This is a genomic window from Gemmatimonadota bacterium, from assembly GCA_009835325.1.
Classification (GTDB): domain Bacteria; phylum JAAXHH01; class JAAXHH01; order JAAXHH01; family JAAXHH01; genus JAAXHH01.
The window spans coordinates 1-15878 of sequence record VXWP01000090.1 but is presented as its reverse complement, the minus strand read 5'-3'; the positions used below and the strand labels follow the sequence as shown (position 1 = coordinate 15878).

14 protein-coding genes are annotated in these 15878 nt (G+C 64.1%); 5 read left to right on the top strand and 9 right to left on the bottom strand.

Annotated elements, in window-relative coordinates; all coding sequences use genetic code 11:
• Positions 1-112 precede the first annotated feature (112 nt).
• From F4Z81_12585 to F4Z81_12570, 4 genes are all read left to right on the top strand, one after another.
• Positions 113-862, top strand: a complete 750-nt coding sequence (locus F4Z81_12585) for an outer membrane lipoprotein carrier protein LolA (protein MXW05884.1) — start codon at positions 113-115, stop codon at positions 860-862.
• 66 nt (positions 863-928) lie between these two features.
• Positions 929-2371, top strand: coding sequence for a 30S ribosomal protein S12 methylthiotransferase RimO (gene rimO / locus F4Z81_12580; protein ID MXW05883.1), 1443 nt, complete (start codon positions 929-931; stop codon positions 2369-2371).
• Positions 2368-3252 (top strand): outer membrane protein assembly factor BamD, encoded by an 885-nt coding sequence (gene bamD / locus F4Z81_12575; protein ID MXW05882.1) that lies wholly within the window; start codon positions 2368-2370, stop codon positions 3250-3252. The genes rimO and bamD overlap by 4 nt, the downstream gene beginning before the upstream one ends.
• Positions 2979-3839 carry a nicotinate-nucleotide adenylyltransferase gene (locus tag F4Z81_12570; GenBank protein ID MXW05881.1) on the top strand — a complete coding sequence of 287 codons (861 nt, stop codon included), beginning with the start codon at positions 2979-2981 and terminating at the stop codon, positions 3837-3839. The genes bamD and F4Z81_12570 overlap by 274 nt, the downstream gene beginning before the upstream one ends.
• Before the next feature lie 30 nt (positions 3840-3869).
• Here the strand turns inward: F4Z81_12570 and F4Z81_12565 are convergent, their stop codons facing one another.
• Both F4Z81_12565 and smc read right to left on the bottom strand, forming a co-directional pair.
• Positions 3870-4460, bottom strand: a complete 591-nt coding sequence (locus F4Z81_12565; GenBank protein ID MXW05880.1) for a dephospho-CoA kinase — start codon at positions 4458-4460, stop codon at positions 3870-3872.
• A 7-nt stretch (positions 4461-4467) separates the two neighbouring features.
• The gene (smc, locus tag F4Z81_12560; protein MXW05879.1) at positions 4468-8106 is read right to left on the bottom strand and encodes a chromosome segregation protein SMC; all 3639 of its coding nucleotides are present in this window, start codon (positions 8104-8106) and stop codon (positions 4468-4470) included.
• Between the two features lie 227 nt (positions 8107-8333).
• Here smc and F4Z81_12555 point away from each other — a divergent pair, with 227 nt between their 5' ends.
• A complete protein-coding gene (locus F4Z81_12555; protein MXW05878.1) occupies positions 8334-9035 on the top strand; it encodes a glycosyltransferase family 2 protein in 702 nt (233 codons plus the stop codon).
• Between the two features lie 10 nt (positions 9036-9045).
• On the opposite strand, the gene F4Z81_12550 is transcribed toward F4Z81_12555, so the two are convergent.
• The 7 genes from F4Z81_12550 to F4Z81_12520 form a co-directional block, all read right to left on the bottom strand.
• Positions 9046-9897, bottom strand: a complete 852-nt coding sequence (locus F4Z81_12550; protein MXW05877.1) for a sulfurtransferase — start codon at positions 9895-9897, stop codon at positions 9046-9048.
• Between the two features lie 46 nt (positions 9898-9943).
• On the bottom strand, positions 9944-12049 hold the full coding sequence (locus tag F4Z81_12545) for a hypothetical protein (protein MXW05876.1): 2106 nt from the start codon (positions 12047-12049) through the stop codon (positions 9944-9946).
• 174 nt (positions 12050-12223) lie between these two features.
• Complete coding sequence (locus F4Z81_12540) at positions 12224-12664, bottom strand: (2Fe-2S) ferredoxin domain-containing protein (protein MXW05875.1); 441 nt, start codon at positions 12662-12664, stop codon at positions 12224-12226.
• Positions 12665-12718: 54 nt separating this feature from the next.
• Positions 12719-13765, bottom strand: a complete 1047-nt coding sequence (locus F4Z81_12535; GenBank protein ID MXW05874.1) for a PQQ-binding-like beta-propeller repeat protein — start codon at positions 13763-13765, stop codon at positions 12719-12721.
• Positions 13753-15099, bottom strand: coding sequence for a GTP-binding protein (locus tag F4Z81_12530; GenBank protein MXW05873.1), 1347 nt, complete (start codon positions 15097-15099; stop codon positions 13753-13755). Before F4Z81_12530 ends, F4Z81_12535 begins: the two co-directional genes overlap by 13 nt.
• Positions 15100-15111: 12 nt before the next feature.
• Entirely contained in the window at positions 15112-15417 is a 306-nt protein-coding gene (locus F4Z81_12525; GenBank protein ID MXW05872.1) for a nitrate reductase, read from the bottom strand.
• A gap of 40 nt (positions 15418-15457) precedes the next feature.
• Positions 15458-15878, bottom strand: a 421-nt coding sequence (locus tag F4Z81_12520; GenBank protein ID MXW05871.1) for a GTP-binding protein, incomplete at its 5' end; no start/stop codon positions are given.

The following is a 15878-nucleotide window of genomic DNA, read 5'->3' as shown; positions in this document are numbered from 1 at the left end:
TTATATCAGGGAATCCATCCACTGCAGCACTTGACGCAGGCGCACTCAGGATGCATATTTCCAGGCTTGCGTAGGAAGAGATTCGCACGATTATTCCGCGAGAGGAGACGGCATGGCCGCGCATCTCTGGGTCGGCCTGTTGACCGGGCTGTTCGTGATGCAGGGCGTTGGAGCACCGGGAAGCGTCCGGATGCCGGAAGACGTCGGATCGCCGGAGGACGTCGGACCGCTGCGGGGCTTTGTAGCGCCGGAGCAGCCTCATACGGCGGAGATCGTCACCGGAAAGATGCGCCAGCGCCTCGACGGCGTGCGGTCGCTGGCGGCCCGGTATACCGTTACGACGTTCGCGGCCGTGCTCGAAAGCCGGAGTGAGACCGAGGGGAAACTCTATCTGCAGAGGGACCGGAACCGCCTGCGCCTGGAAGAGGCCGGCCAGACCATCGTTTCAGACGGCGAGACGCTGTGGACTTACGTGCCCGGAAACCGCCAGGTCATCGTGTCGCCGGCGGGAGAAGAAGGGACGGAATCCGGACCCGGGCGTACGAGCCGGCCAGGCCGACCGGACGACTTCATATTCAACTACTCGAACCGTTACCTGTATGCGCTGGAGGGCAGGGAACCGGTCGATGGCATGCCGTGTTCCCGGCTCAGGCTCACCGCCGTCGAACCGGCCGACGGCCTTCCGGATCTGCGCATCTGGGTGGACGAGGAAAACTGGCTTACTCGGAAAGTGACGTATACGGACGACATGGGGTCTGAAACCACCCTGCGTTTCATGGATTACCGACTAAACGAGAAACTCGCTCCCGGGCTGTTCGAAATGACGGTGCCCGAGGGGGTCGAATGGGTTGACCTGCGCTGAAAGGCGCCGCGCAGCAAGCGAAGAAAGCGCAGCAAGCGGAGAAAGCGCAGCAAGCGGAGAAAGACCGTGCCCAACATCAGTCTCGCCAGCCTGGGTTGTTCGAAGAACCTGGTGGATTCCGAAGTCATGCTGGGCCAGCTCACCCGGGCCGGATACAACGTAGTGGCCGACCACGGCGACGCGGACGTCATCATCGTGAACACCTGCGCGTTCATCGGTCCGGCCAAAGAGGAGTCCATCGAGACCATCCTTGACCTCGCGCGGTTCAAGGAGGACGGCCGGTGCGATTCGCTCGTCGTCACGGGATGCATGGCGCAGCGGTACGCCCACGGCCTGGTCGCCGAAATGCCGGAAGTGGACGCCGTGATCGGCGTGCATCAATACCCGCGCATCGTCCAGCTGCTGGACCGCCTGCGCGACCGGCGCGAGACCCTGCGGGAGATACGCAGGCAGCCCCTGCCCACCGACTATTCCTACCCGAGGGTCATCACCACGCCCCGCCATTCCGTCTACCTCAAGATCGCCGAGGGGTGCGACCGCCGGTGCACGTTCTGCATCATCCCGGCCATCCGGGGCGGCCAGCGTAGCCGCACCGTGGATTCACTCTTGGAAGAGGCCCGGACGCTGGCCGGCCAGGGAGCCGTCGAGCTGAACCTGATCTCGCAGGACACCACCTGGTACGGCAAGGACCTTGAGCAGCCGGCACGGCTGGAGGAACTGCTCACCGCGCTGAACGGCGTGGAGGGCGTGCGATGGATCCGGGCGCTGTACAATCACCCCGTGCGGTTCAACGACACGCTGATCCATGCCTTCGCCGACCTGGAACGGGTCTGCGACTACATCGACATGCCGCTGCAGCACATATCGGATCCCATGCTCGACCGCATGAACCGCGAGACGACTTCGAGAAAGACGCGCGCGCTCCTGAAGCGGATCCGCGACCGGATGCCGGACGCGACGCTGAGGACTACTTTCATCGTGGGCTTTCCAGGAGAGACCAAGGAGGATTTCGACGAGCTCTACGATTTCGTCGAAGAAACGCGGTTCGACCGCATGGGCGTGTTCATGTATTCGCAGGAGGAGCAGACGCCGGCCGCACGGTACGACGGCCAGATCCCCGAGCCCGTCAAGCAGGAGCGGCACGACCGGCTCATGGCGCTGCAACGCGAAATATCACTCGAACGCAACCGGTCCTTCGTGGGCAAGACGGTCGACGTGCTGATCGACGAACGAGCCGATGAAGGGCACTACACCGGGCGGACCGCCGCGGATGCACCGGAGGTCGACAACGAGGTGCTGGTCACCGGCGAAGGCCTGGCGGCCGAGGACGGTCTGGCCCCCGGAGAATTCGTCTCCGTGGACATCACCGATGCCATGGAGTACGACCTGGTCGGCGCGGTCTCGAGAGGGGTCTCCACACCCGGCGGACCGAACTCGCAGCGAGGGCCAAACCCGAAGCGAGGACCAAACCCGCAGACGTTTCCCGCCCAATTCGGAACACCGGCATGATCATCCCGCCCTTACGCCGCTACAGGATCACCGTCACGGGGATATTTCTCGCCCTGCTCGTGCTTCCGGCGTGCAGCCCGCCCGGATTCGAGTCCGACTGGACCGCGGAGGAACTCTACGACTACGCCATGGAGCGCGTGGAGCAGGAGGACTGGCTGAATGCCCTGGACGCCTTCCGGGCCATCACCCTCGGCCACTCCGGCAGCGATATCGTGGACGACGCCCTTTACCACCAGGGGGAAATGCACATCAACATGGAAGAATACCCCCTGGCCACGCTCGTGTTCCGGCGGCTGATCAGCGATTTTCCCCAGAGCCCGTACAGCGACGAGAGCCAGTACAAGCTGGCCTATGCTACGTTTCTCCAGTCCAATCCGCCCCACCTCACGCAAGACAAGACCTTCGAAGCCATCCGCGAACTCCAGTTCTTCCTCCAGGAGTATCCCGACAGCGAATGGAGCGCGGAAGTCCACGAACTGCTGCAGCAGTGTTTCGACAAGGTGGCCGAGAAGGATTATCGGATCGGCAACCTCTACTACAAGTTGAAGGACTGGGAAGCGGCCCGTCTCTATTTCGGTGAACTACTGGAAACCTACCCCATGAGCAACTGGGCTTCCCGGGCGCAATACGAAATCGCCGACAGCTACGCGAGGGAGGGGAAATACCGGGAAGCCATCGAGCAGTTCGAGATTTTCATCCAGAGCTATCCCGAAAACGAACGGTCGGCGGAGGCCGGAAAGCGACTTTCCGAACTGAGAAACAGTTACGTAGCGCCATCCCTGGCCGAGGACGGCCCCATGGACGACACGTCTTACACGGACGATCCGGCTTCCACGGACGGATCGTCACCGGCCGAATCCGAGAGCGGCAACTCACCGTGAGCATCCAACGGCTCGGTGTTTACGGGGGCACGTTCGACCCGATTCACACCGGCCACCTGGTCATTGCCCGGGGCGTGGTCGAACACTGCGCCCTCGACCGGCTCCTGTTCATCCCGTCCGCCCGCCCTCCGCACAAGCGGGGGCACGCCGTCGCCTCGCCGGATGACCGGTATCGCATGACGCGGCTGGCCGCGCGGAACGATCCCCGGTTCGAGGTGTCGGACGCGGAGATCAACCGGCCCGGCCTATCCTATACCGTGGACACGCTGGAGGCGCTGCGGGAGATCTACGGCGAGTCCAGTGCATTCCACCTCGTCATCGGGGCCGACAGCCTGCTCGAGATCGACACCTGGCATGCACCGGACCGGGTATTCGAACTGGCGACGGTCGTGACGGTTCCCCGGCCCGGCAAAGACCTCTCCGGTCTGGATCCCCACTGGCGGGACCGGGTCGTCTCCCTCCAGCTTCCCGAGATCGACATCTCTTCCACGGACATCCGCCGTCGCGTCAAAGCAGGGCTTCCCGTCACCCACCTTGTCCCGGAGGAAGTGGCGGACTATATCGAAGAACGCGGTCTTTACAGGTAAAGAGGCCCTGGCGGCCCGGGCGTGCCAGCTTCAGGAAACGATGCGCTTCCAGAGCGCTTCGGTCTTCTCGATCAGTTCGTCCCGCGTACCGTCGTTTTCCAGGAAATAGTCCGCCCACCGGGCCTGTTTCGCGTCGGGCTCCTGGGCGGCGATACGCGCTTCGGCCTCGGGTCCGGTCAGGCCGCGAAGGAGGATCCGTTCTTTCCGCGTGGAGGCGGGTGCGGTGACCAGGATGACCCGGTCGGCCAGGTCGGTGGGTCCGGTGTCGACCAGCAGGGGCGCGTCCACCACGACCACCCCGTCGTAGCCCTCGCTTCGGATCCCGGCGATCCGGCGCCGTATTTCCGCGCGGATGGCGGGCCGTACCAGGCGGTTCAGCCGCTGCCGGGCCTGCTCGTCGCCGAAGACCACGCGGCCGAGGGCCCGCCGGTCCACGTCTCCTTCGGCCGTCAGGACGTCCTCGCCGAAGGCCGACCGGATTTCTGCGCGCATCCCCTCGGTCCGCAGCAGGTCGTGGCCGATGGCATCGGCGTCCAGAACGCGGGCGCCGTGCTGCTCGAAAACCCGGGCCGCCGTGGACTTACCCGAGGCGATGCCGCCGGCTACTCCGATGACGATCAAGTCTCACCTATACCCCGACCGTTCCGGCGCCGTTGGCCTCTTCGCCCGGAGCGGCCGCGGGTTCCAGCGCCTCCGATTCGGCATCCTCGAGGCGCACGGAGACCATCTTGGACAGGCCGGGTTCTTCCATGGTAATGCCGTAGAGGTAATCGGCGGCTTCCATGGTCCGCTTGTTGTGGGTGACCACCAGGAACTGCGTGTCGCTGGTAAACTGGCGCAGGGCGCTGGCGAAGCGCCGGACGTTGGCGTCGTCCAGCGGCGCGTCCACCTCGTCGAACACGCAGAAGGGGCTGGGCTTCACGAGGTAGATGGCGAAGAGCAGGGCGATGGCCGTGAGGGCCGTCTCGCCGCCGGACAGCAGGGCCAGGCTCTGCAGCCGCTTCCCTCCCGGCCGCGCCATGATCTCGATGCCCGCTTCGAGCGGGTCCCCTTCTTCGAGCATGAGGTCGGCCTCGCCGCCTTCGAACAGCGTCTGGAAGGTGGTCATGAAGTTGGTCCGGACCTCTTCGAAGGTGGTCATGAAGCGGGACCGGGCGGCCTTGTTCATCTTGATGATGGTCTTCTCCAGGTTGTCCTTGGCCTCGATGAGGTCGTTCTGCTGCTGCTGGAGGAAGTCGAGCCGCTCCTTGCCCGCGCGGTACTCTTCCACCGCCGCCATGTTGATGGGACCCAGGTCGTCCACCTTGCGCTGGATGCTGTCCCGCAGGGTCTGGGCGGCGTCGGGCGAGTATTCGTCCAGTTCCTCGATCCGTGGCAGTTCGTCCATGCCCTCGGGGTCGGTGTCGTGCCGGTCCATCAACTGCCGGCGGATCTCGTTGCTCTTCATGTACAACTCGGCGTCTTCCAGTTCCGCCTGGTGGACCTGCTCCTGCACCTGGGTCAGTTCGTTCCGGTTCTCGCCGAGGTGCTGCTGCAGCTGGCGTTCGGCTTCCTGCAGGTTCTGGTGCTCTTCGAGGACGGCGTCGCGGTCCACCGCGCGCTCCCGCCGGGAAGCGTAGTGCGCCTCCAGCTGCTTCTCGTTTTCTTTCTGGCTCTTCTCCAGTTCCGTGGACTGGCTGCCGGCTTCCACCGCCTCGGTCTTTCGCTGCGTCAGGAGATTGGCCAGGCGCTCGTTCTCCTGGGTAAGGAATTCATCGGTGGTGCTCAGCTCGTTGCTCCGGCTTTCCATGGACACGAGGGCGACCCGGGCTTCGTTGGCCGCTTCGGCCAGGTGCTGGCGTTCCTCCTCCATCTCGTCCAGGGTCTGCTGGTTGGTCCGTTCTTCTGCTTCGGCCGATACCCGGTCGCGGGCCAGCGTCTCCATCGCTTTTTTGCGCTGCTCGCGCTCCCCGGCCGCAGCCTTCGCGTCCGCGGCCAGGGAATCCGCTTCACGCGCGAGTTCTTCGTCCTGTTCCGCCATCCTGGTCCGCTCGAAATCCAGCTGCCGTTCTTTGGACTCCGTTTCCATCAACTTGCGCCGGGACTCGCCGAGTACCGTTTCGACGGAGGCCTGCCGTTCGGACAGCGCGGCCAGTTCCGTCTCCAGGCCTTCCAGTTCGCCGGCGATCTTATCCCGTTGTGCCCGGTCTTCCTCCAGTTCCCCTTCGATCTCCGTGATCCGCTCCGCACGGCGCAGGAGGTCCGACTCGCCTGCCTCGGAAGATCCGGACGAACCGCCCATCAGTACGCCGGCCGGGTCCACGACCTCGCCGCCGGCCGTCAGCAGTTTCCAATCCTGGTCGGTGTCGAACAAGGGGGAAAGGCGCAGGGCCGTTTCGACGTCTTTCACGAGCACGACCCTGGAGAGCAGGTGGGTCACCGCCGGAGCCAGCGCCTTGTCGGACTTGACCATGGTGCTCGCGCGGCCGATGATGCCGTCGTCCTCAAAGGGCAGGTCCGCGGGCGCGGGGCGGGACTTCATCCGGTCCAGGAGGATGAAGGAAGCCCGGCCGGTCTCCTGCTCCCGGAGGTAGGCCAGGCCCGCCTCGGCATCTTTTGTGCGGCCGGCCACGACGTACTGCAGCATGTCGTCCAGGTAGGCCGCGATCACCGTTTCGTAGGCCTTGTCGATCGTGATACCGTCCGCCAGCACGCCGTTAAGTCCGTCGACGTCCGCACCGTTGGTGAGCAGCGTCCGGACGCCCTGGCCGTATCCTTCGTACTGCCGGTGCATGCGATCTAGGAGCGTCCATTCCTTTTCCGCCGTCGTGATGGTCGTTTCGAGACCAGACAGCTCGTCCCGGGCCGACTCGATGCACTGCTGCGCGTCCTGGACGGATTCCGTAAGGTTCGCGTGCAGCGACGCGTTCTCTTCCACCACGCCCCGGACGGCGCGCAGTTCCTTCTGCACGGCCTCGACGGCCGCCTTCTTCGATGCCAGTTCCTCGGCGAGTTTCTTCCGGGCGGTCTCCACCTCGGCGCTTCGGCCGCGCAGGGACGCTTCGCGGGCTTCAAGGGAACTGATCGCCGCCAGCTCGCTCGAGTGCTGCTGGATCGCCTTCATGCTGCGGTCCCGCAGCGCCTGGGTGGCTTCTTTCTGTGTCGCGATCCGGCCGGCGAAGGTCCGGGACGTCTCGTCCCGCTCCGCGAAGGTGGCGCGCGCCTGATCCAGCGCCGTCTCCAGCGTTTTACGGTCGTCTCCGATCCGGGCAAGCTGGGACCGGATGCCTTCCAGTTCGGTCTCCGCCTGTTCGGCTTCCCCCGACGCGGAACGGGCCCGCTGCTCAAGGCCCGTCCGGCGCTCCTTGCTGACCAGGAGTTCCTCTTCCAGCGCCCTGATCTGGTCGTCGATCTGGTTGACGGCGTCCTGCCGCTGCTGGAGTTTCTCTTCCTTTTCCAGCTGGACGGCCTTGCTCTTCTCGACCTCCGCCTCGGCGGTCCGTATGCGGGTCTGAACGGCTTCCTTCCGCTCCGCGAACTGCCGGATCCGTTCCCGGACGGGCTCGGTTTGTCTCCGCAGGTCCTGGAAGGCGTGACAGGCGACCACGATCTCCACGTCCTTCATCTGCTGCATCAGCCGCTCGTACCGCTCGTACTTTCGCACCTGCCGCCGCAGCGTACTCACGCTCCGTTCGACCTCGTCCAGGAGGTCGGCGATGCGGACCAGGTCGTGCTCGGTGCCTTCGAGCTTGCGCTGCGCCAGTCGCCGCCGCGTCTTGTACTTGTTGATGCCGGCGGCTTCCTCGATGAGTTGGCGTCGTTCGAGCGGGCTGCCGTTCACCACCGATTCCACCATGCCCTGCTCGATGATGGAGTAGGCGTGGGCGCCCATGCCCGTGTCCAGCAGGAGGTTGGTGATGTCCTTGAGGCGGCAGGGCACCTTGTTGATCTGGTACTCGCTCGCGCCCGAGCGGAAATAGCGGCGCGTGATCGTGACTTCGCTGTATTCGACGGGCAGCATCTGCTCGCTGTTGTCGATCGTCAGCGACACCTCCGCCATGCCGAGGGGCTTGCGGGCGGCCGTGCCGTTGAAGATGATGTCTTCCATCCGGTCGCCCCGCAGCGAGGTCGCGCGGTGCTCCCCCAGCGCCCAGCGAATGGCGTCGACGATATTGGACTTGCCGCAGCCGTTGGGACCGACTACGGCCGTGATACCGTCGCTGAACTTCACCTTCAGCCGGGTGGAGAATGACTTGAAACCGATCATTTCAAGATGGGAGAGACGCATCGGGCACGGATCCTGATGGCGAATACAGCCGGTTTTGAAATACGGTAAAGTCAGATCGGGTTGAAAATGGGTTTCAGGAGACTATTAAGGGGATATATTAGTATATGTAGGGGGCTTGTCAAGCGAATTATACATTATGTACGGCGGGCCCGGATCGCAGGAAACCACTGTAAACACGGATCGAAAGGGATATTGAGGGGCCAGATATGGCGATGCCGGATAGGGCGATGCCGGTGGACGGTCGGACCATCGTTGTCATCATACCGGTCCTGAACGAGGAGGATTCGATCGGGCTGGTCCTGGCGCACATTCCAGAGGACATGGCCGCGGCCGTGATCGTGGTGGACAACGGGTCGACGGACCGGACGGCAGTCGTGGCCGCGGAGGGCGGCGCCGTCGTTGTGCGGGAGCCCCGGCGCGGCTATGGGGCGGCCTGCCTGCGCGGCATGGCCGAGGCCGCCCGGTTCGCTCCGGACGTCATCGTGTTCCTGGACGGCGACTACAGCGACTACCCGGAAGAAATGGCGGACCTGGTGCGGCCGATCATGGAGGACGGCTGCGACCTGGTGATCGGGTCGCGGATGCTGGGCCGCCGCGCGCCGGGGTCCATGCCGGTCCAAGCCGTCATCGGGAACGTCCTCGTACCGCGGATCATCCGGTGGCTCTACGGCCATCGGTACACCGATCTCGGGCCGTTCCGGGCGGTACGCTACGACCGGCTGCTCGAGCTGGAAATGGCGGATCAGAACTTCGGCTGGACCGTGGAGATGCAGATCAAGGCGGCGCAGAAGGGATACCGGACGCTCGACGTCCCGGTGCGCTACCGGAAGCGCGTCGGCGTTTCGAAGATTACGGGCACGCTGTCCGGGGCGGTCCGGGCAGGCGTGAAGATCCTGTGGGTGACGTTCAGGTATGCGTTTGGGAAGTGAGGGATGAACCTCACCCCTCCCCCGTCCCGATCGGCCGCTCCTCGTCGGTAATCCATTCACTCCAGGAACCCGGGAAGAGCACGGCGTCCCCCAGGCCCGCGTGGGCGATAGCGAGGAGGTTGTGGCAGGCCGAGACGCCCGAACCGCAGTAGTTTATGGCGCGGTCGACCGGTACGCCGCCGAACAACCCCTCGAATCTCCGCCTCAACTCCTCCGGCGACCGAAAGCAACCATCTTCTCCCAGGTTCGCATCAAACGTCGCGCAAATTGCGCCCGGGATATGGCCGGCTACGGGATCGATGGGCTCCTGTTCGCCGCGGAAACGCTCCGCCGTGCGGGCGTCCAGGACGGCCCAGTCCGCGTCCTTCCGGTGTCGGTCGACGCCGTCCACGTCAGTGACCAGGTGTGCTCGAACGTTGGGCACGAAGGTGCGCGGCGCTACTTCCCCTACTTCTTGCGTGACCGGCAGTCCCGCTCCGGTCCAGGCCGGCCAGCCGCCGTCCAGTACGGCTACGGCGTCGTGACCCAACCAGCGGAGCATCCACCACACCCGGCCGGCCACAGAACCGCCCGCCCCGTCGTAGACCGCGACCTGCACGCTTCCGTCGATCCCGAACCGTGAGAACACTTCTACGGCCCGTTCCACGGATGGCAGCGGATGGCGTCCCGTTTCACCGCGGATGATGGGTCCGGAGAGGTCGTCGTCCAGGTGGGCGTACAGAGCACCGGGCACATGGCCCTCGCCGTACTCACGGGCGCCCTGGCCCGCGTCGGCCAGGGAGAACCGGGCGTCGATCACGCGCCAGTCCGGGTCCTGGTGATGCCGGTTCAGCGTGTGTACATCGATCAGCGTGGTGTACATGGTCGGTCCTCCGCTCGGCGGGTCGTTCAGGGGCGACCAGGGATGTTCAGTTGCCGCCTGCCTGTTCCTCGTGCTCGTATACGATCCGGATCGCCCGGATGTTCGCGATCTTGAAGGCGTGCACGTCGCCTTCCGGTATGCGGTGCGCCTCGATGAAGGGCGTGCCCCGGGTCCGTTCGATGCGGATGGGCTTGATCCGGTGCAGGAAGCTGCGGCTACGGTTGCCCAGGTAGTATTCGATGACGGCCCGGTGGTTGTTCTTCACCGCCATTTCCAGGAGTTCTTCGGTCTGCCCGGGAGACAGGTACTGCAGGTTGGCAGCCTGCTCGATGTGCGGGGCGTTCCGGTCGGCCCCGCCCGATCCCCGGTGCAGTTGATAGCCGGGCAGGCAGTCCCCGAATCCGAGGACTGGTTTTCGTTCGGATTCAGGGGGTGTAGGCTGTGTATCGTCCGTGGGAGGATCGTTTCGGTCGGAATGAACGCTTCGCCCGGGATGACCACCTCGGTCGGAATGACTGCTTCGCTCCCGTGATTCATTCGGGTCTGTCCTCGGTCCGTTCCCATTGCCGGACCGGGCACGCTGGGCCGCATCTCCGGCGTTGGGACCCGAAACGGCCTCCGCGGGTCCGACGATCCCCGATCTCGGCATGTAACCCTGTTTCTGAAGCAGGTCCATCAGCTCCCGGTACATCTTGCGTTCCACGATAAGCGCGTCGGGCGCTACCTCGCCCTTGATATATGGCGCGAGTTCCCCGTGGGCCTTGATGTGGCTGGCGATTTCTGCGCTGGCGGTCCGGAGGAGGAAGGTCTCCATGAAGTACACCTGGCCGTACGCATCGCCCCACGACTGGATCGAGTACGCGACGTTCTGGGGCACGTCCTTCTCGGAATGGTCCGCCAGGAACCCGTTGACGTCCGCGCCGGACATGTCCGTGTTGGCGGCCCGGTAGATGGTATCGCGGGTAACCCGGTAGGTCAGGGTGAGATCGACCTTTTCGAGGTCGGCGAAGCGTTCGAGTTTTTCACGGATGTTCAAGTCCAGGTCCCGGGGCGCGATGATCTCGAAGGTGGGCTGGACGACGAATCGCGTGCTCCAGGCCTGCTCGTCCGGCCAGTCCTCCCCGCCGAAAACGTGCCGTCCCGCCGGCGTGATCACCAGGCCGCCTCCGGCCCCGTTCTTGCCGTCATACTGACGCAAGAGACCGATCCATTCGAGCTCGCGCAGAGCCGCGAGAATCTCCGCTCTCTCCTCGTCACTGAAGGCATCCGTCCGTACGTGGGGAGACGAACAGGTCAGCACGCAGCGCAGGATCTGGTCCAGGTCCACCTGGGCGAAACCCACACACAGTTGAAGGATGCCCGGCAACGCGGCTATCGCAGGGGAACGCGCCCGGTCCCGTGCGTGCCAGAAGGACAACAGGTTCGCCAGTTTATCGGTGGTGGGCAGCTCAAGCCACGATTCGAATTCGCGGTCGGCGCGAAGGCGGCCGTCTTCTATGCGCGTCAGTCCGCGCCACTGCGCATAGTCCATGACGAAGCGCATCTGCCCGGTGATCTCCTCCGCTGATTCCGGCAGGCCGTTCATCGCGGCTTCCTGCCGTTCCACCATGGCATCGAGCGCCCGTTTGTACGGCAGGCCCCGGTCCGTGAGCCGCGCCGGGTTGTGCCGAAGCCCGTTTACGAGGGCGAAGACGTTTCGGACCGCGGTGAGATCCCGGCTTTCGTCGTCTTCCGATTTCCCTGCTTTCGTCGAGAAAATCCCCGCCAGCCGGTCCGTGAAATTGCGGATCAGCATGTCCCGGAGGTCTTCCGGAACGGTGAAGTCGACCGTGCGGTACGCCGGTCGCCGGCCGATCACGAGCCCCCGGTTCAGCAGTCCGTGGAGTTGTTCGATCAACCCGTCGTTGGAGGGATTCCTCGTGTCGTAGACCCGTCCCGCCTCTCCGGCGGAAAGCACGGCCAGCAGGATCTCCCGGGCCTCTTCGCTCAGATCGTCCACGCACTGATCGATGTACCCCGGCTGAAAGATCTGGTCCGTAATTTCGCGGATCAGCCGAGCGCGGGAGATCATTCCGGGCTGCACGCCGAGGGTGACGGCCATGGATTTAAGGTCGTCCATGGGCAGGGCAGCGAGGTAGTCCTGGAGGATCAAGGGTTCATTCCCACTTGATGGCAAACGAGCGATGCTTGCACTGCGAATTCAGTGATTTACTTACTTGTGGCCGGAGCGAACGAGGTCGACATTCTGCCGTGGAAGGCCGCCGTAAAGTGCCATGGCATCCGCAATAGTGGCATTCCTATAGACACAGGAAGTTATACAAGTCCACTAAACCGGGTCAACTCCATTCTCATGGTATTGGGAAATGGCGAACCGTTCAAATCGGTGGAGGTTCATTTCGGCAGGCAATTCGAGCAGCACACCCGCATCCCGGGAGGCTTTGGCCCATGCCAGGAGCAAGTCGTAATGCCACTGTTCCTGGAGGCCGCCAAACCACTGCATTCCCTCGGGCGAGATGACGCAGAAGACATTGGCCAGGTCGCACGGACCAAGGCATCCGGAGATCGTCAATTGCACCGACCTGTTCAGTTTTTCTTCTTTCCACTGCTGCTTGAGCCAGTCGCGGGGAAAGGGCGGGAACCCCTTGTCTGTCTGACCGCAGCTACAGCCTTCGCAGCACACGACCTGGCCAAGAACGCGGCCTCGGCCCGTAGCCAATGCGTCGTGTCTGCGGAGTGATTCGCGGATGCGTTGGGTCTGAGCATTCATGCTTTATTCGCGCGATAACGTTTTCGGATGCGAAGCAGGCGCCGCACAGCACGATCACCAGTTCTTCACTCTCCAGACCGTCACGCCGCCCTGCGCATCGAGCGCGGCGAGGGCACCCCCGTCCGGCCGCCAGTGCAACCCGGCGACGACATCCGCCACGTCCCCGGACCCGATCAGATCTCCTTCTCCATCTCGCTGCAGCGACCACGCAGCCACGGTCCCATCGCGGCCTCCCGATGCCAGGTGTATCGCGCCGGGCGCGAAGGAAAGCACGGTGATGAACTGGGCATGATAATCCAGGACGCCGGGCCGCGTGCCTTCGGGCCCCCTGCCCTCGAAGCTCCAGACCGTAACCGCCTCCCCGCCGCCGGTGGCCAGGAGGGTACCGGTGTCATCGAAAGCGAGGGCAGACGGTTTGCCCGGATATCCGGACATCATGGAGTCCTTTCCCGTGTCTCGACGCCAGAAGTGCACCGAGTTGTCCTGGCTGCCGCAGGCCACGATGCCCCCGTCCGGGCTCAGCACCATCGACACCAGGGACCCCTGCCATTCCAACTTCTGTCGAGGCTCGCCGGTGATCGCGTCGAAGAACGTCACACGACCGTAACAGGCCGTCGCCAGCTCTGCCGCGCCAGACCAAGCGACCGCGCTGACGGTGCTCGGATGGGCGTCCGATCGCCAGACCTCCGTGCCGTCCACGGTATATACGTAAACGTGCCTGGAGCAGGATATTGCCAGCCACTGGCCGTCCGGCGACCACGCCACGTTTTCTACCCAACTGTTTCCGACGTCGATCGCCTGGCTTACCTGGCCGCCGGCAGCCTGCCAGATCAAGGCGCGGCCGTCCTGCCCGGCCGTGGCGAAGGCGGTTCCGCCCGGATGGATCGCCGCCGCGAGCACGCCGCCCTCATGAACCTCGTGATGCGCCCATGCGGTCGCGCCGGACTTGCCGTCGAAGGCGTAGACGCTACCCGCGGTGTCACCGATCACCAGCGCCTCACCGCGCAGGATCCAGCCCCCGGCGATGGGGTAATCACCGACCGACGCGGACCAACCCTGGCGGATAACGCCGCTCGGGGCGTCGACGTTCAAACCAGACATGCATTGAACCCTTGCCGCATGTCCTGCTCATCGAGGTTGCGGCCGATGAAAACGAGTTGGTTGTGGCGGGGATCGTCCCCCCATTCGCGATCCGGCTGCCCGTCGAAGAGCATGTGGACTCCCTGGAAGACGAAGCGACGGGACTCGCCCGCGAGGCTGATGAAGCCTTTCATGCGGAAGATGTCCACCCCGCGTTCCATGAGCAGTGTACTAAGCCACCTGTTGAGCCGGTCGGGATCGACATCGCCCTCATGTTCGATGGCGATCGAGCCCACTTCGTCGTCGTGCTCATGCTGCGCGACCCAGGTGCGCTCGACCTCATGCGCGATGGTCTCTTCGTCTGCGTTCCTCAACTGGATATCGAATTCATCTGCGGTGTGCTGGGCATAGAGGCCGACCCGCGTCTGCCTGCCAACCTTCAGGAAGAAGGACTTGCGCCCCGTGGAGTCGAGTTGAAGATTCACATGCTTCCCAACAGGAATCTCATCGCCCGGGCCAAGGTCCTTCGCGGTTTCGGCGTACCTTCGCACACACCACTCCGCGCCCTCACGAAGGGCGGCGTCATCCGTGCCCTGCTCCGGCACGACGACGAGTGACATCTCCGGATCGGGTCCATCGGCGAGGCTGAGTTCGTAACGGCCGGCATCGAGTGAATAGACGCCGGTCCATTCAAAGGGGTATTCGGGCTCGAGGAAAGTGGGACGACGCTCGAGTACATCGTCCAGGTCGAAGGCTTCGAGGTTGAGCACCGTGTCGACGGGAACCTCTGCCCGTTCGCTGCGCACGACTTTGGCCATTCGGTTCATTTCCCGGAGCCGCGCTTCGAGCCGGTCGAGTACTTCGTCGTTGACAAGGTCCGTCTTGTTGAGCACCAGGACGTCCGCGAAGGCGATTTGCTCGGTGCTTTCGTCGCTACGACCGAGCTGCTGCTCGATGTGGGCGGCATCGACGAGCGTGACGATCCCGTCAAGGGCGTACTCGTCGCGGATTTCGTCATCCATGAAGAAGGTCTGGGCCACCGGACCGGGATCGGCGAGCCCCGTGGTCTCCACCAGCACATAGTCGAACTTGTCGCGTCGCTTCATGAGATTGCTGAGCACGCGAATGAGGTCTCCGCGCACCGTGCAGCAGATACAGCCGTTTGACATCTCGAAGATTTCTTCGTCTGCGTCGATGACGAGGGCCTGATCGATGCCGACCTCCCCATATTCGTTCTCGATCACGGCGATCCGCTTGCCGTGCTCCTCGGTCAGGATCCGGTTGAGCAGGGTCGTCTTCCCGGATCCGAGGAAGCCGGTGAGGATGGAAACAGGTACTTTTTGCGGCGAGATCATCTGGTTTCTCCTTTAAGGGTTTGCTGGGTATTCGAGGACGGTCTTCGGGGCGTCAAAGCCCCACGCCTTGCAGACCTGGACCAGGTCTTCGGCGTCAACGGATTCAATGGACTTGTGCAGCTTGCACTGAAGCTGTGGCGCATCGGGCCGAAGCAGGCCGATCACCGTTTCGACAGGCGCGCAACCTTCTTCGAGACACGTCAGTTCGGTGACCGTGACCGTCATGTCATCGGAAAGGCTCAGTGCTTCGCGCAATGCCTCTTTGATGTTTCGGACCCGTTCGCGGTCCGGGCGACGGGGTGACGTGTTGATCAACATGTGCTCTCCTTTTCCTGCGACAGGGGTGAGGCCGTTACGGTCATGCGGACTCCTCGGCCATCTGAAGTTCCGGAAAGGGGTTCCGGGCCTCTGCCCAGGTTTTGCTGTCGGCGGCGGCGAGGTCCTCTTCGAGCAGGCACGCGTCGAGGCGAGCGCGTATCGCCGCTTCGTGCATCTGCTGACCGATGAAAACGAGCTGCTGCGCGCGGTCGCCGAAGCGGGCATGCCAACCTGGCTGCCGGTCGGGTCGCTGATCCTCCGGGTGCCCCCAGTGTTCGCGTGGTACGGCCGCCCACCACATCCCGAGGGGCTTCACGCTGCTGATGCCCCCGGCCTGCGCCCATTCGTAGGCGACCCGATGGTCCGCGGCGACCCAGAAGAAGCCCTTCGAGCGGAGCACGCCGGACCAGTTCTCGTCGTCGTGCAGGAACGCCCACAGCTTCTCGGCGTCGAAGGGCTGC